Origin of the sequence: Novosphingobium sp. NDB2Meth1 (genome assembly GCF_900117425.1) — a bacterium.
Taxonomy (GTDB): domain Bacteria; phylum Pseudomonadota; class Alphaproteobacteria; order Sphingomonadales; family Sphingomonadaceae; genus Novosphingobium.
In genome coordinates, this window is sequence record NZ_FPEH01000012.1 from 270,376 (window position 1) to 286,694 (window position 16,319).

A 16,319-nucleotide genomic window follows, 5' to 3' on the forward strand; every position below is an offset into this window, starting at 1 on the left:
TCCCCTCTCTCAGCTGATCCGGCTTGCGGCGGCGAGATCGGAACACGTCCCCGACCCCCGTCCATGCTGAGCTTGTCGAAGCACTGTTCTTTCTTCTTTCGTGCGGCGCAAGGCCTCAAGTGCAAGACGGTCCTTAGACAAGCTCAGGACAGACGGGGGGTAAGCAGGGACTTAGCCCGGCATCCGGATCTGGCGGCCCATTCCCTCCGGCGGCGGCAGGTCGGCTTGTCCGGCCATCAGTGCTTGCGCGGCCTGCCGCATCGTTTCCGGCGCCGGAACCGACTTCTCGGCAGCGGCGTTGACGTGGACAAGCATATGTTCCGCGGTGGCAATCACCACGGCTTCCGGCCCGCGCACCATTTCGTGGAAGAGGTGGAGCCGCTTGCCATCGCAGCCGAGCACGCGGGTGCGCACCGAGACGCTGTCGCCCAGCCGCGCCTGACCGAGGTGGCGGATATGCGTCTCGACCGTGTACCACGAATGGCCCGCCGCCACGTAGTCCGCGCCCGCGCCGATGGCGCCGAGCACCACGTCCGTCGCATCGCCGAAGAGCTTGAGGTAGCAGTATTCGGTGAGGTGCTCGTTGTAGTCGATCCATTCGGGCTGCACCGGGGTCGCGATGGTGAGCATGCGCCCGTCGTCGAGGATGGAGCCGATGCCTGGGCCGCTGTCCTTGCCTGCCGCGACCAGCCGTGCCCGATGCGCGCGGGCGATCTGGCCCGAGGCGAAATCGTTGCGTTCGAGCGCGTGGGTCAGGTCGACAAGGCAATCGTCGCGCAGCCTTTCATAGGTGCGCAGGTCGATCCCGCCCGCCTGCTCGTCGGACTGGCGGGCGATGGTCTCGATCAGCTCGTCGGTCAGCTTGGGGCCGATCAGCTTGGTCCAAGGCCATTCCATCGAGGGGCCGAACTGGTGGAGGAAGTGGCGCATGCCGTCCTCGCCGCCCGCCAGCCGGTAGACGAGGAACGTGCCCATGAACGACCAGCGCATCCCCGCGCCGAAGCGCACCGCGTCGTCGATCTCGGAGGCCGTGGCGATCCCGTCGTTGATCAGCCAAAGGGCCTCGCGCCAGACGGCTTCGAGCAGGCGGTCTGCGATGAAGCCGTCGATCTCCTTGCGGACATGGAGGACCTTCATGCCGATGCGAGTGTAGACAGCGGCGGCGATGTCCTTGGTCTGTTGGCTCGTCTGGTCGCCGCCGCAAATCTCGACGAGCGGGAGAAGGTAGACCGGGTTGAACGGGTGGCCGACCACCAGCCGGTCGGGCCGCGCCATGCCGGACTGCAGCTTCGTCGGCAGGAGGCCCGAGGTGGACGAGCCGATCACCGCGTGGGCGGGCATGGCCGCATCCATTTCGGCGAGCAGGCGGATCTTGAGGTCCTCGCGCTCGGGCAGGCTTTCCTGAATGAAATCAGCGTCTCGGACTGCATCCTGCAGGCTGCTTGCGAAGGTGACGCTGCCTTCTGGCGGCAGGGCATTTCCGAACAGGCGGGTCAGCGCCCTGCGGGCATTGGCGATGACGGCGGCGGTCTTGCGCTCGATCTCGGGATCGGGGTCGTAGATCGCCACGTTGATGCCATTGAGCACGAAACGCGCGGCCCAACCGGCGCCGATCACGCCGCCGCCGACAATGCCGACCTTGCGGATGTTTGAACCAGCCTCGGATGTCATTTCCCAACCTCCACCGCGACTTCGCAAGAAATCCCAGTCAAATTACCCAAAGTCCGCTCATGCTGAGCTTGTCGAAGCATCACACCCGACGGTCGCGCCAACACCCCCTTCGGCTGGCTGCTTGCAGCAGCCGCTCAGGACATGCTTCGACAGGCTCAGGGTGAGCGGGGTTGGGGCGGCTGCATTGGCCATTTGCCTCAGCGCTTCTGCAGCTTGAGCTTGGTGCGCACTTCGGCCGGCGTAAGGATGCGCGCGCCCATGCCAGTGAGGATCTGCACCGCGCGTTCGGTCAGCTGGCCATTGGTGGCAAGCTGGCCGCGGCCAAGATAAAGGTTGTCTTCCAGCCCCACGCGGACGTTGCCGCCAGCCAAAGCCGCCATCGCCACGAAGGGCAGCTGGTTGCGCCCGATGGAAAAGCCGCTGAACACCGCGCCCGGCGGCAGCTGGTGGACCATTGCCATGGTGGTCAGCGGATCGTCCGGCGCGCCATAGGGGATGCCCATGCACAGCTGGATCATCACCGGATCATCGAGCAGCCCGTCGCGGATCATCTCCTTCACGAAGACGAGGTGGCCGGTATCGAACACCTCGAGCTCGGGCCGCACGCCGAGGCGCTGCACCTCGGCGGCCATCGTGCGGAGCATGCCTGGCGTATTGGTCATCACATAGTCGGCTTCGGCGAAGTTCATCGTGCCGCAATCGAGCGTGCAGATCTCGGGCAGCAGTTCCTGCACGTGGAGCAGACGTTCCATCGGGCCGACCATGTCGGTGCCAGCGGGATCGAGCGGGAAGGGGGTCTCACCAGGGCCGAACACGATATCGCCGCCCATGCCGGCAGTGAGGTTGATCACGACGTCGGTGTCCGAGGCGCGGATGCGCTCCACGACTTCGCGGTAGAGCGCGACATCGCGGCTGCCCTTGCCGGTTTCGGGATCGCGCACGTGGATATGGGCGATGGCGGCACCGGCCTTGGCCGCCTCGATCGCGGCATCGGCGATCTGCGCGGGCGTGACGGGGAGGCCGGGGTGCTTGTCGGCGGTATTGCCCGAGCCGGTGACGGCGCAGGTGATGAACGTCTCGAAATTCATGAAGGCTCCCTCCCGACCCTGTTCACCGAGCTTAATTCCGCTGCGCCGGAATGGAATGGCGAATTGCCTCGATGCCGGAAAATGGAGGAGGTCCTGAGTTTTTGTTATGTCGCGGCGTGATCAGATACGCAGCATCCGCGCCATCGCGCCCAGCAAGTCGCGGGTGAAGGCCTTGGCGGTGATGGCTTCGGCAATCGCGTTGAAGGCGTGGATCGCGCCGGGATAGGAGTGCAGCTCGACCGGCACGCCTGCTTTCACGAGGCGCAATGCGTAGTCGAGGTCCTCGTCGAGGAAGAGGTCGAGGCTGCCGGTGCCGATCCAGGTTTGCGGCAGGCCGGAAAGGTCCTCGGCAAGCGCGGGGGAGAACCAGCCCTTGCGCGCGTCGTCGGCGGCGTAGTCTCCCTGCAGGCATTCCCAGCCGAACTGGTTGTGGAGCCGCGTCCACACGAATTCGCCGGTGATCGGATTGCCGTAGGGGCAGTCCGCGCTGCCGGTGCGGTGGTCGAGCATCGGATAGGTGAGGAACTGCGCGGCGAGCGCGGGACCGCCGCAATCGCGGGCCATCAGCGCGGTCGCCGCAGCGAGGCCGCCGCCCGCGCTTTCGCCGGTGATGCCGATGCGCGCAGCATCGACGCCGAGCGCTTCGGCATTGCCCGCCAGCCATTGGAGCGCGGCGTAGCAATCGTTCTGCGGGGCGGGGAAGGGGTGATCGGGCGCGAGGCGGTACTCGACCGAGGCCACCGGAATGCCCAAGGCAGCCGCCATGCCGGAGGGCGCCTGCTGCATCGAGCGCGCCGAGCCGATCACCATGCCGCCGCCATGGATATGAAGCAGCGCGGCGCGGCCCGTCTCGCCGGGCGCGGGATCGTACCAGTAGACTTCGAGCGGTCCGCCTTCGCCCTCGATCACCTTGATCTCCGGCGCGATCGGCGGCGCGCCGACGAAGGCGAAGCGGCCTTCCGATTCCGCGCGGATCGCGGGCAAGGCCTCGCGGGTGAAGGCGTTGTCCGGCAGCAGATCGATCAGCGGCAGGAAATCGGGATCGACGAGATGGCGGGTGGTCATCGGTGGCATCCTCTTTTGCTCTTGGTCCTTTCAATGCGGTCCGGGGTGCCGCTGGGCAAGGGCCTTTTGCCCAAGCGTTTCGCTGGGCGAGCGCGACGCGTGGCTGCGGTTGTCTTTGCCGCGTCCTCGGCGCAGAACCGCAGAGACAAGCCACGGGAGAGACCATGACCACCGTCCGCGAGGCGACGTTCGCCCTGCTCGAAGCGTATGGAATGACGACGGTGTTCGGCAACCCGGGCTCGACCGAACTGCCGATGTTCCGCGATTTTCCCGACCATTTCCGCTACGTGCTGGGGCTGCAGGAATCGGTCGTGCTGGCCATGGCGGATGGTTATGCGCAAGGCACCCGCAATGCCGCGCTGGTCAATCTGCACAGCTCGGCGGGAACGGGCCACGCGCTCGGCAACCTGTTCACCGCCTACAAGAACCAGACGCCGCTGGTGGTGACAGCAGGCCAGCAGGCGCGTTCGATTTTGCCTTATGAGCCGTTCCTGTTCGCGGAAGCGGCGACCGAGTTTCCGCAGCCCTTCGTGAAATGGGCCTGCGAGCCCGCGCGTGCGGAAGATGTGCCAGCCGCCATTGCCCGCGCCTACCACGTGGCGATGGAGCCGCCGTGGGGGCCGACGTTCGTCTCGGTGCCGATCGACGATTGGGACCGGGAGTGTGATCCTATCCCGGCGCGGCGCATGTTCGCGCGCAATCCGGGTGATCCGGCAGCGCTGGCGGAAGTCGCGGCGGCGCTGGCCAAGGCGGAGCGGCCGGTCGTCGTGGTCGGCGCGGGTGTCGGCCGCGATGGTGCGTGGGATCAGGTCATCGCGCTGGCCGAGCGGCATCAGGCCGGTGTCTGGGTCGCGCCGCTCTCCTCGCAGTGCGGCTTCCCGGAGAACCACGCGCTGTTCCGCGGTTTCCTGACCGCCGGGCGCGAGGCGATTGTCGAAAGCCTTGCCGGGCATGACCTGATCCTCGTCCTCGGCGGGCCGATGTCGCTCTACCATGTCGAAGGGTTCGGCCCGCACGTGCCGGACGGCGCGCGGCTATGGTTCATCGGCGACAATCCGGTCCACGCCGCGTGGCTCCCCGAAGGCAATGCCATGGTCGCGAACTGCCGTCTTGCGCTGGAGACGCTGCTCGCCGGGCCTGCCCCCCTGCGCCGTGATCCGCCGCCACCGCTGGCACCCCTGCCGAGGCTGGACGGCAGCGTGATGACAGATGCCTACCTCCTCCAGCAGATCGCCGCGCTGCGCCCCAAGGGCTCGATCATCGTGGAGGAAGCCGCCTCCAGCCGGGGCGCGATGCACGAGCGCCTGCCGATCACCGAGCGCGACACGTTCTACACCACCGCGAGCGGCGGCTTGGGTTACGGCCTCCCCGCCGCCATCGGCACGGCGCTGGCACGCAAGGGCGACAAGGTCATCGCCGTCATAGGCGACGGTGCGAGCATGTACGCGATCCAGGGCCTGCACGCCGCCGCGCAGCTCGGCACGCCCGTCAGCTTCGTGATCATCAAGAATGGCCGCTACGAAGCGCTGCACAGCTTCGGCCGCAAGTTCGGGATGCAGTCGCTGCCCGGAACGCAGCTGCCGCATCTCGATTTCTGCGCGCTGGCCGAGGCGCAGGGCGTTGCCGCGCGGCGGGCAGATACTGCCGCCGCGCTCGACGAAGCGTTGAAGTGGTCGTTCGCGGCAGATGTCCCCAGCCTCGTGGAGGCCGTTGTCGACTAAGGGAGAGCAAAGCCATGGCCATACCGAGCGGCGCGTTCATTCAGGTCTGCCACGTGGTGGACAATCTCGAGGCGGCCTGCGCGCGCTACAACGCGTTGTTCGGCATGGGGCCGTTCATCGGCGGCGGCAACGGGGTGCTCGACAACCACGTCTACCGCGGCCAGCCCGCCGAACCGATCCGCATCCGCGGCGTCTTCGTGCAAAGCGGCGATCTCAATATCGAGCTTGTCGAACTGGTCTCCACTGGCCCCAGCGCCTTCCACGACATGTACCCGGACGGCGGGCAGGGCATCCACCACATGGCGATGTTCTGCGAGGATTACGAGGGTACGCGCGTCCGCTATGTCGCAGCATGCATGCCCGTCGCGAGCGAGTTCACCGTCAGCTTCGGCGCGCAGATCTGCTACATCGATGCGCGTGCCACGATGGGCCACATGATCGAGCTCTACCCCGAAAGCGAGATCATCCGGGGCATGTATGCGCGGGCGCGCCATGAGTCCGAGAACTGGGACGGCAAGCAGCTGATCATCCCCTGGTGAGGATCACGCCTGCCAGCAGCCATGCCTGAGAAACCGCGCCATCCGGGCTTCGTCGGCGCTGACATCGAGCCCCTGTGCTGCCAGCCATTCGTCGCTGTAAAGCGTCGAGGCATAGCGCTCGCCGGAGTCGCAGAGGATGGAAACAATGGCACCGTCTTCTCCGCGCGCGGCCATCTCGGCAGCGATGCGGGCGCAAGCGACGAGGTTGGTGCCGGTCGAGCCGCCGACGCGCCGACCGAGATGAGACGACAACGCGCGCGCGGCGCCGATCGAGGCGCGGTCTTCCACCACTTCCGCGCGGTCGATCACGCTGGGAACGAACGAGGCTTCGACGCGCGGACGGCCGATGCCTTCGATGTGGCACGGCTCGCCAGTGCCGGTGGATTGCGTGCGGTCGTGCCAATGCCGATGAAAGGCAGACGAAGCAGGATCGGCAAGGCAAATGCGCGTCGGGTGCCGATAGTAGCGCACGAAACGACCAATCGTGGCGGACGTGCCGCCGGTGCCTGCGCCGCAGACGATCCATGTCGGCACCGGATGCGGTTCGCGGCGCATCTGCGCGAAGATGCTTTCGGCGATGTTGTTGTTGCCGCGCCAGTCGGTTGCGCGTTCGGCGAAGGTGAACTGGTCCATGTGGTGCCCGCCGCACTCCGCCGCGATGCGCGAGGCGACCGCGTGAACCGTGCCCGGATCGGCGACCGCATGGCAGGTGCCGCCCAGCGCTTCGATCGCCGCAATCTTCTCGCGCGCCGTGCGCTCGGGGATCACCGCGACGAACGGCAGGCCGAGCATCCGCGCGAAGTAGGCCTCGGATACGGCAGTCGACCCGGACGATGCCTCGACCACCGTCGTCTCCGGCCCGATCCAGCCGCTGCACAGGGCATGGAGGAACAGCGAGCGCGCGAGCCGGTGCTTGAGGCTGCCGGTCGGGTGGCTGCTTTCGTCCTTGAGGTAGATCGCGATGCCGGGCAGCGCAGGGAGCGGCACCGGCAGCAAGTGCGTATCGGCCGAGCGCGCATAGTCCGCCTCGATCCGCCCGATTGCCCAGTGGACCCATGCCTGATCCTGCATTCCCATCCTGCTCCCGTGTGCCTCTCGCGAGAGGACCGGGCTTAGGCGAGGGGAGACGGCGGCTCAATGCCCGTTGCGGCCAACCACGCGCTGCACAGCACTTCGGGATTGCCGGTGCCGAAGACGAAGCGGTCCGGCCGGACAAGTACGGCTTCGACCCCATGCTGATCCAGCCAGCCGCCGAGTTTGCGGGCAAAGGGAGCCAGGCTTCGCGCCAGCGCATCGCGGGTGATGAGCAGAGCCTTGTCTCCGACCACATCGTCGAACTTGACGCCAGTCTCGGCAATCGCTTGCGGGAAATAGCTGCCTGCCCCCGCGCTTCCAGCAAGGATCGCCCCGGCAGAAATGGGCGGGTAGCCGGGCGGCCCGGACGGCAGCTTGCCCAGCGCGCGCCCGATCCGCATCTTGGTATCGCGCACGAAAGCCCCCCAGCGGCTGGTGGTGCAAACCATCTTGCCCATCATGATCGCCATCGCGATGGTGGCCCGCAGGTTCGGTTCGCGCTCCGGCTGGTACGTATCCAGCAAGCTCTCCGGCGCGCCTTCGTTGATCACTGCCGCCAGTTTCCACGCAAGGTTCGCCGCGTCGCGCAGGCCCGAGCACATGCCTTGCCCGGCAAACGGCGGAGTCTGGTGCGCGGCATCACCGGCGAGGCAAACGCGGCCCTTGCGCCATTCGCGCGCAATGCGGGCGCGGAAGGTATAGACCGCCTTGCGCTCCAGCCGCACCGCGCCCTCGACATTCCAGGGCTTCATCAGCCTCGCGATAAAGGCATCGTCGCTGACCTGCTCCGCAGTTTCGCCCCGCAGGATCATGAATTCCCAGCGATGCCGCCCTTCGCCCATCAGCACGCACGTCGTCGGCCGCTTGGGATCGCAGATTTGCAAGTTTGCGGTGGGCAGGCGCGAGGGATCGTCGACTAGCACATCGACGACCAGCCACGGTTCCTCGAAATCGAGATCGTCGAATACGATCCCGAGCGCCTTGCGCACCGGCGAGCGTGCGCCGTCCGCTCCGATCAGCCAGCGCGTGCGGATCGTGCGCGGGCCTTCGGGCGTGGCGATTTCTGCCGTTACACCATCGACATCCTCGGAGAACGCGCCGAGTTCCCAATTGCTGTGCAGCGCGGCGTCCGAAAGGGCTGTGAGGCTGTCGCGAAGCGCCTGTTCCACCGAGGGCTGGTGGATCATGTTGGCGCCCGGCCAGCCGCCGGGACCGATCCGGTCCGACCCCTCGAAACAGAGCAGCACCTCGCCCCTCGCATTGCGGAACTCATAGCGCGAGGCGCGGCGGCAGGTGGCCATGACGGCATCGGCGGCGCCCGCTTCCTGCAGGATGCGCATGCCCTCGTGATCGATATGCGCGGCGCGGGGGAGGGGATAGATTGCGCCTTCCTTCTCGGCGACGATTACCTTCACCCCGCGCTTTGCCAGCAGCACCGCCAGCGTGACGCCGGTCGGCCCGCCGCCCGCGATCAGGACGTCGCAGTCGAAGGACACCGCCCGTCAGCCCTCGGCGACCATGGTGGCCTCGATGTGACCCAGTCCGTCGATCTCGCAGCGCACCACATCGCCGGCCTTGAGGAACTGGCGCGGGTCCATCGCCGCGCCGACGCCGCCGGGGGTGCCGGTGAACAGGCAGTCGCCCGGCTCCAGCGTCATCCCGACGGAGAGGTGCTCGATCTGCTGCCACACGTTGAAAACGAGGTGTGAGGTGTTGGAATCCTGACGCTTTTCGTCGTTGACGAAGCAGCGCAGCCCGAGCGCGTGCGGATCGCCCACTTCATCGGCAGTGACGATCCATGGCCCCATCGGTGCGTGGGTGTCGAAGCTCTTGCCCAGCGACCATTGCGGCGAGGCGTGCTGCCATAGGCGTTCGGTCACGTCGTTGCCGACGCAGTAGCCGAAGATGGCACCTGCCGCGTCGCCTGCTGCGATATGCTTGCCGCCCTTGCCGATCACCGCGACGAGTTCGACTTCGTAGTCGGTGGTCATCTGGCCCTTGGCGATCTCGATACCAGCGTAGGGCGCGTTGACCGAAGTCTGGGCCTTGGTGAACCAGACCTGCCGCTCGGGCGTTTTCATATTCGATTCAGCGATATGATCGGCATAATTGAGGCCGATGGCGAAAATCTTGCCGGGGCGCTGGACCGGGGCTTCGAGTGTGACATCGGCCAGCGGACGACCACCGCCCGCCGCCGCCTTGGCGGCCAGTTCGTCCTTCACCTCGTCCCACTGCCGGATCAGGTCGATCATCGTGCCCTCGATGCCGGTGTCGATCACGCGTTCTTCGACGACGATGCCGGTGCGGGTCGTGCCATCGGCGGTGTAGGTGGCGAGCTTCATGCGGGGGTTCCTTCGGGTTTGCGGCGGAAGAAGCGCAGCACGCGCAGGCGCAGCGCCATGAGGAAGGCGACGAGGCCGGCGGGCGGGGCGACCCTGCCAGCAAACATCGGATGCGGGGCGCCCCACTGGACGGCGAGCAGCGCCTGCATCGTCTGCTTGTTGGGCGGATCATCAGCCGTGAACAGATCGCCGTCGGTCCAGTGTTCCAGTTCGTTGCCGAACGGGTCGAGCCAGTAGTCGAAGATCTGGCTGCCCATGATGTGGCGGCCCACGCCCCACGCCGGTTTGCGCCCCGCAGCTTTCAGATGCTGGTGGCCAAGCATCAGGTCATCGAGATTGGCGACTTCGAACGCGGCGTGGAGCAGGCCCGGCGGGCCGGGCAGCTGCGCGAGGAACAGAGTGTGGTGATCGCTGGGTATGTCGCCCCGGTCGCAGCGGAGGAACGCGCCGAGCGGGACGTCCTTCGCCGCCTCGACCTCGTCCGACGTCAGAAAGCCGAAGCGGGCCTTGTACCAGGCTTCGGAGGCGCGGAAGTCCTTCACGCGCAGCACCGCATGGCCGATGCGCTGGATATGCGCAGGGGCGCTCTGCAGCCGGACCGGCGCGCGCTTGCGGGGTTTGTCGGCAGCGGTGTTGCGCGGTGGATCGGTGGGGGGAAGGGCCGCGCAATGCGTTTCCTGACCGGCCACGACTTCCACCTGATAACCGTTCGGATCGACCAGCCGAACCACATGGCCGCCGCCGGGCTCGTGCAGCGGCTCGACCGGCACGCTCTCGGCTGCCGCAAGTTTTGCCAAGTCTTCCATCGAAGCGGCGCGCAGGCCGACAGCGAGGAAGCGCGCCTCTCCGGGCTCTGTGACGTGGACGAAGGGCCGTCCGTCGCGGCCCCGGCCATAAAGCCGTCCGCCTTCTTCGAAGGTTTCGAAACCGAAGTCGGTGAGGAAGCTGCGCATCTCGGCAAAGTCGGGCGCGGCAAAGCGGACATGCGCGATGTCTTCGACCTTGATGACCGGCATGGGGCTCTCTCCCGACTGGCTTGCTGCAAGGGTGGCGAATCGCAGTTGACTATATGGTCAAATATCTTGCTTTTGACCATATAGTCAAGTAGTGGAGGCGCATGGCATCGCTCCCCGCCCTTTCGCCCCGCGCCGCCCGCACCCGCAGCGCGCTGATCTCTGCCGGCTTTGAATTGCTGGCCGAAAAGCCCATCGATGCCATCCCGATCGACGAAGTGGTTGCCCGTGCCGGAGTGGCTAAAGGCAGCTTCTTCAATCACTTTGCCGACAAGTCGGCCTTCGCGTCCGCGATTGCGGACGAGGTTCGGCTTGAGCTGGAAGACCGCATCACGGCAGCCAACGCGGCGGTCGAAGACCCGCTTGCCCGGATCGCGGGCGGCATGTGTGTCAGCGCGGCTTTCGCGCTGGCCGAGCCCAAGCGGACGATTGTGCTCCTGCGCAGCAATGCCAGTTCAACGCTGGCGTCCCATCCGCTCAATCGAGGGCTGGTGGAGGACATGGACGCTGCCGTGACCGCCGGACTCGTGCGACAGGAAGCGCGGAGCAACGGGGTGCTCTACTGGCTCGGCCTGTGTCAGGTTCTGCTGGCGAACCTCGTCGAGGAGCGCCCGGCACCCGAAGCGGCGCGTGACAGGCTTGGTGCCATGCTGCTGCTTGGGCTGACGGGGCTCGGTGCAAGCGAGGAGCGGGCAAGCGCGATAGCGAAGGCCGCCTGCAAGGCGCTTTAGGCGGGGCCGCGCAGAACCACGGTGAGGTGGACCTTGAGCGGCTGCACCGGGTCCGCATTGGCCAGCCCGCGCGCCATGTCGAGCGGAGCATGCCAGTAGTCACCGGCGCCGACCGCGCAGGTCTCATCGCCCAGTGTCGCGATGCCGCGCCCGGAAATGACGTAGTAGAACTCCTCGTAGGCCCCGGTCCCATTGCGATCATCCGCATAGTGGACGTGGCTGCCCTCGGCGGCACCGGGGGGGATTTCGAGGATCAGGAACCGGGCCGGCGCGCCTTTGCCATCGAAGCGGAAGTGACGGACGGAAACGCTGCCGGGCCCGCCGCGCATATTCTCCAGCACTTCGCGGCCTTCACGGTCATTCTCGATTGGACCTGCCGGCATGCCTACATCGAACCGAGCTTCATGAAGAACGACCAGCGTTCGGCGCGCAATTCATCGGCGGTGAGCGGCGCCAGGTCCGCCAGTTCCGCGCGCAGCGCGGTGCCGAGCCGCTTGATCGTCTCGGCATGATTTCGATGTGCGCCGCCGACAGGTTCGTAGATCACGCGGTGGATCACGCCCAGTTGCATGAGATCGGGCGCGGTCATCTTCATCGCTTCGGCTGCATCGGGCGCGCGATCATTGCCGCGCCACAGGATCGAGGCGCAGCCTTCGGGCGAGATGACGGAGTAGACCGAGTGTTCCAGCATCAGCACGCGGTTGGCCGAAGCGAGCGCGACCGCACCGCCCGAGCCGCCTTCACCGACGATCACCGCGACGAGCGGCACGCCGATTTCCAGGCACTTCTCGGTGCTGCGGGCGATGGCTTCGGCCTGCCCGCGTGCTTCGGCATCGACACCGGGGAACGCGCCCGGTGTGTCGACCAGCGTGATGACCGGGAGGCCGAAGCGGTCGGCAATGTCCATCAGGCGGATTGCCTTGCGATAGCCTTCGGGCCGCGCCATGCCGAAATTGTGCTTGAGGCGCGTTGTCGTGTCCTCGCCTTTGGCATGGCCAATGACCATCACCGCACGCCCGCCAAGCCGCGCAAAGCCGCCGATGATCGCCTGATCATTGCCATAGAGCCGGTCCCCGCCCAGCGGCTGGAACTCCTCGAAAAGGCCCTGAATATAGTGGACAAAGTGTGGCCGGGAGGGATGGCGTGCAACTTGCGTGCGCTGCCAGGGCGTGAGGCGCGCATAAAGATCGGCGAGCTGGCGATGCGCCCGCTCGTCGAGCATCAGAGCTTCGGCCTCGCCGCCTCCGCTCTCGCGAAGCGCGGCGGCGCGCTTCGCGAGAGCTTCGATCGGCTTTTCGAACGCAAGGTATTCCATCAAGCCGTCCCGCTATACGGTCATCGACATCCCGCGATAGATGCGCGCACGATAGCGCGAATCCTCGGCATCCGGGAGAGGGGTGCCGACAAGCAGTACGGCGCGGGCAAAGCGCTTCACTTCTTCCAGATGCTCATCAAGATCCCGCGGCTCTTCCGAACGGACGCGGCGGGTGAGGTTGATCTGGTTGACCGGCGCGCCGTGGACAAGCCGCTCGTTCTCCACCGCCAGCGTGGCAGTGAACGAGTGGAGCGTCGTCTTGATGAAGTTGGCGAGCGCGAAGGCCGGGCTCTTGTCGCCCATCGGCACGTCGGGCGAGACGAGAACGAGCTGGCAATCATCGTAGAGCGAAGCCTTGCGGGCGACGCGGAAGTGATTGGTCAGGTTGTCCTTGACGAGACCGCGGAACTCCTCGGGCGTCAGCAGCGCATCGGTCGCGAAGAGGCGGGTGGGGAGCGCCTGCATCGGGGTCGAGACGATCGTGGTAGGATGCCCCCAGCGGCGGATCGCCTCGTCCATCGCGGCTTCGACGCCGCCATCGAGTGCGACGTACTCCACCGGCGGGTTCTCGATATCGTCGAGCTGGTCCTTGACCGCCGAGTAGCCCGCCTCGCTCCCCGTCATCATCACCACGCGCGCGACGTGGCAATCGGCGATGAACTGGCGCGCGGTTTCGGCGAGGTAGTCGGTGAGGTGCTCGCCGATCATCCACACGGTGCGGCCGCGCATCTGGTCGAGCCGCTCCTGCTTGGGGCTGCCGAACAGCTCGCGTTCGGTCGTCGAGCGTTCGACGCTGAGGCCGCCCGAGGGCATGAAGGTCTCGCCCGAGACGGCGCGGTCGGCGAGGAAGAATACGGTTGCCTGCGCCACATCGGTCTCGGTCGGCATCTTGCCGAGGAAGAGCTGCGAAAGCACGCCGGTGCCGACCTTCTTGGCCTCCACCGCGATCTTGTCGGCGGGCAGGAAGGGCTGGTCCTCGGGCGGAGTCTTGAGCAGCCAGTCGCGGTCGGCTTCGGGCGTGGCGGGCCGCGCGCCCCATTCCGGGCTGTCGAGGAAGTAGCCCGCGCCGCGCAGACGGCTGACGAGCTTGGCCGCGATGTCCGGCGTCATCAGGTAACGGTCCCAGGTGCACACGCCGTCACCTTCGCGCGCGCAGGCCAGCGCCAGCTCGCGGATTTCGCGCGGGTTGTTGGTATCGTGCGACATGCGGACGGTGTCGTTGCGCGAAAGGCGGCTGAGCAGCGCCTCGACGCGCACGCCCCGGCGCAGCGACTTGACCGCCGCCGCGTGGATCGCATTGAGCCGCTTGTTGGCAAGGATCAGCTTGCCGCGCCGCTCGAACAGGCCGGGCTTGCCGCCGGTGCCGGAGAGGCGGTCGCCGTCGACCGGGCCGGGGGCAATCGCATTGAACTGCACTTCGGGCCCGAGGTGGCGCGCCATCGATTCCACCATCGCGCGCTGGCCGGACTTGGAAACGGCGTAGTCGGCGCGGTTGGGATAGGCGACCGCGAGGTACTTCTCGCCGCCGAAGTAGGACGAGACGTTGAGCACGTAGCCCGAGCCTTGCGCCTTCATCAGCGGCACGACGTGGTGCATCAGCACGAAGTTCGAGATGAGATTGGCGTCGAGTGTGTAGTTCCACGCGTCGACGCTCATGTCGACGACCATCTCTTCCGCGCCCGCGACGCCGGCGTTGTTGATCAGGTAGTCGATCCGCCCGAAGGCCTTGATCGTGGCGTCGACCGCGGCCTTGAGGCTCTCGAGATTGCTGACGTCCATCCCGGCCATGGTCTGGACGCGGCGCTCCACGCCTGCGAAACCGATGTCTTCGAGCTCGCTGACGATGCGTGCGCGGGCGACGGCGAGTTCGCTTTCGCGCCGCGCGACCATCATGACCTTGCCGCCAGCCAGCGCGAGGAGGCGCGCGACCTGCCCGCCGATGCCCGCCGACCCGCCGGTGATCAGCGCGACCTTGCCGAGGTGGAGGCCGGTGATGTTCTCGCTGAAGCCCGCCATCGCCTTGCGCGCACCGGTCGCCTCGCCGATGCTCTTGGGCACGTAGAGCGTGACTTCCGCGATCTTGCTTTCCTTGATGAGGACGCGCGCGGCGTGCCCGGCGGCAAAGCGCGTGTTCTCGCTTTCCGCATTGGTGAAGCGCACGATCTGGTTGCCCCACTCGCCCTGGCGGCGGCGGCCATGGGCGACGTCGATCTCGCTCTCGTCGCGCCAGATGCGGATCAGCTGCTCGATCGCGGCGCGCAGCACGTTGGCATAGACATTGTCCTTGCCGTCGCTGGCGTTCGACATGAAGATGAAGCGCGGGGCCTGCAGCAGCGAACCGTGGCGCTTCCAGTAGCGGCTGAGCGTGCGGGCGAGCGCCATCGCGCCGACGAGTTCGACATCCATGAAAGTGTCGATCATGTCGTCTTCGGCATCGACCAGACGGCCGCCGAATTCGCCCGGGCCGAATACCGGCAGGAAGATGGCGCCGGTGATCGGCGTCTTGCTTTCGGTGTAGTCGGCGAGCGCGGCTTCGATGCTCGCCGGTTCGGTGCGGTTGAAGCGCACGATGGTGAGCGCCTCACCGATGCCTTCCGCCTTGGCGCGGGCCTGCGCGATGGCGACGTCGGCCTGGCGCGGTACGCCGAGCAGCACGCTGGTGCCGCAGGCGATCTGGATCCTGGCGATCTCGAGCGCTTCTTCCCAGTTCTCGCCCGCGACAATCAGGATCGCGAGCCCGGCGCCGTCCATCGAGCGCATGGTCGGGCGGGCGAGGTAGGTCGCGCGCTCTTCCTTGCGGACGGTCATGCCGTGGGTCACTTCGAAATCGTGGCCGTTGTATGCGGCGGATTCGTCGCTGCCGAGGAAGACGCAGGTGGTCGCGATATCGTCGGGCACCGGGAAGGTCTTGGCCTTGGGCGCGCCGCCGGTGCTGCGTTCGAGCGACATCATGTCGAAGAAGGTATTTGCGGTCGTGCCGTCCTCGTCGCCGCGCGCCTTGTCCATCGCGGCGAACACGGTGCGGATGCGCTCGCTTTCGATGGGGCCGGGGAAGACGAGATTGACGCGAATACCGCGCGGCCCGAGTTCGAGCGACAGCTCGCGCGACCACGCGTTCATCGCCGCCTTGGGGACGACATAGGCCGCGCGCGCATAGTAGGGCGTGCGCGAGAAGATCGTCGATACGTTGATGATCGAGCCGCCCTCCGGCATCGCCGCGGCGACGGTGCGGGCGAGATTCCACGCGACGCCGAAGATGTTGCGCATCGCGGCGGGGACAGTCTCGGTGTCGTTGGCGCCGCGCTTCTGCAGGGCGGCGAGCTCTTCCTCGTCGAAGGGCAGCTGCTCGATCGTCTGCTTCGGGCCTGCCGAGCCTGCATTGTTGACGAGGATATCGATCTGCCCGAAGCGGCGGACGACATCGGCCACGGCATCGCGGACAGACTGGGCATTGCCGCCATCAAGGATGACGGTCGCAAGCCGCGTGGCATCGACACCGCTCGCCTCACGCATGGCCTGCGCCGCGGCTTCGAGGCGGGCCTCGGTGCGCCCGGTCATGACGACCGTAGCACCCTCGGCGAGGTAGTGGCGCACGATATAGCCGCCGAGATTGCCGGCGGCGCCGGTGACGAGGGCGACCTTGCCGGCGAGGCGGCCGGTGGTGGCAGGGGTGGTCTGCGGTGCGGGATCGATGGTCTTTGCCTTGGCCATGTCACTCTCCTGAAGATTGCGCGGCGATTGCGGCGCGGGATTGAGGTGG

General features: G+C 66.8%; 13 protein-coding genes. 3 read left to right on the forward strand and 10 right to left on the reverse strand.

Annotated elements, in window-relative coordinates:
• Positions 1-171 precede the first annotated feature (171 nt).
• The 3 genes from NDB2M1_RS06010 to NDB2M1_RS06020 form a co-directional block, all read right to left on the reverse strand.
• Entirely contained in the window at positions 172-1,671 is a 1,500-nt protein-coding gene (locus NDB2M1_RS06010; protein ID WP_072380494.1) for a carnitine 3-dehydrogenase, read from the reverse strand.
• A gap of 197 nt (positions 1,672-1,868) precedes the next feature.
• Positions 1,869-2,759: a beta-keto acid cleavage family enzyme gene (locus NDB2M1_RS06015; protein WP_072380496.1), complete on the reverse strand. Its 891-nt coding sequence runs from the start codon at positions 2,757-2,759 to the stop codon at positions 1,869-1,871.
• Positions 2,760-2,879: 120 nt separating this feature from the next.
• On the reverse strand, positions 2,880-3,824 hold the full coding sequence (locus tag NDB2M1_RS06020) for an alpha/beta hydrolase (protein ID WP_072380498.1): 945 nt from the start codon (positions 3,822-3,824) through the stop codon (positions 2,880-2,882).
• 164 nt (positions 3,825-3,988) lie between these two features.
• Between NDB2M1_RS06020 and mdlC the strand changes: the two genes are divergently transcribed.
• Entirely contained in the window at positions 3,989-5,545 is a 1,557-nt protein-coding gene (gene mdlC, locus NDB2M1_RS06025) for a benzoylformate decarboxylase (protein ID WP_072380500.1), read from the forward strand.
• Between the two features lie 14 nt (positions 5,546-5,559).
• Positions 5,560-6,084: a VOC family protein gene (locus NDB2M1_RS06030; RefSeq protein ID WP_072380502.1), complete on the forward strand. Its 525-nt coding sequence runs from the start codon at positions 5,560-5,562 to the stop codon at positions 6,082-6,084.
• Positions 6,085-6,087: 3 nt separating this feature from the next.
• On the opposite strand, the gene NDB2M1_RS06035 is transcribed toward NDB2M1_RS06030, so the two are convergent.
• The 4 genes from NDB2M1_RS06035 to NDB2M1_RS06050 are packed head-to-tail and all read right to left on the reverse strand — an operon-like array spanning position 6,088 to position 10,516.
• Positions 6,088-7,155, reverse strand: a complete 1,068-nt coding sequence (locus NDB2M1_RS06035; RefSeq protein ID WP_083554687.1) for a PLP-dependent cysteine synthase family protein — start codon at positions 7,153-7,155, stop codon at positions 6,088-6,090.
• Between the two features lie 41 nt (positions 7,156-7,196).
• On the reverse strand, positions 7,197-8,654 hold the full coding sequence (locus NDB2M1_RS06040) for a bifunctional 3-(3-hydroxy-phenyl)propionate/3-hydroxycinnamic acid hydroxylase MhpA (protein ID WP_072380505.1): 1,458 nt from the start codon (positions 8,652-8,654) through the stop codon (positions 7,197-7,199).
• 6 nt (positions 8,655-8,660) lie between these two features.
• Positions 8,661-9,500, reverse strand: a complete 840-nt coding sequence (locus tag NDB2M1_RS06045) for a fumarylacetoacetate hydrolase family protein (protein WP_072380506.1) — start codon at positions 9,498-9,500, stop codon at positions 8,661-8,663.
• Positions 9,497-10,516, reverse strand: coding sequence for a VOC family protein (locus tag NDB2M1_RS06050; protein WP_072380508.1), 1,020 nt, complete (start codon positions 10,514-10,516; stop codon positions 9,497-9,499). The genes NDB2M1_RS06045 and NDB2M1_RS06050 overlap by 4 nt, the downstream gene beginning before the upstream one ends.
• Before the next feature lie 101 nt (positions 10,517-10,617).
• Between NDB2M1_RS06050 and NDB2M1_RS06055 the strand changes: the two genes are divergently transcribed.
• Positions 10,618-11,244, forward strand: coding sequence for a TetR/AcrR family transcriptional regulator (locus NDB2M1_RS06055; RefSeq protein WP_072380510.1), 627 nt, complete (start codon positions 10,618-10,620; stop codon positions 11,242-11,244).
• Here the strand turns inward: NDB2M1_RS06055 and NDB2M1_RS06060 are convergent.
• Genes NDB2M1_RS06060 through NDB2M1_RS06070 form a run of 3 tightly spaced genes read right to left on the reverse strand, consistent with a single transcriptional unit; the run spans position 11,241 to position 16,270 of the window.
• The gene (locus tag NDB2M1_RS06060; RefSeq protein WP_072380512.1) at positions 11,241-11,627 is read right to left on the reverse strand and encodes a cupin domain-containing protein; all 387 of its coding nucleotides are present in this window, start codon (positions 11,625-11,627) and stop codon (positions 11,241-11,243) included. The genes NDB2M1_RS06055 and NDB2M1_RS06060 overlap by 4 nt on opposite strands.
• Before the next feature lie 2 nt (positions 11,628-11,629).
• Entirely contained in the window at positions 11,630-12,562 is a 933-nt protein-coding gene (locus NDB2M1_RS06065; RefSeq protein ID WP_253185783.1) for an acetyl-CoA carboxylase carboxyltransferase subunit alpha, read from the reverse strand.
• Positions 12,563-12,571: 9 nt separating this feature from the next.
• Entirely contained in the window at positions 12,572-16,270 is a 3,699-nt protein-coding gene (locus tag NDB2M1_RS06070; protein WP_072380515.1) for an SDR family oxidoreductase, read from the reverse strand.
• Positions 16,271-16,319 lie beyond the last annotated feature (49 nt).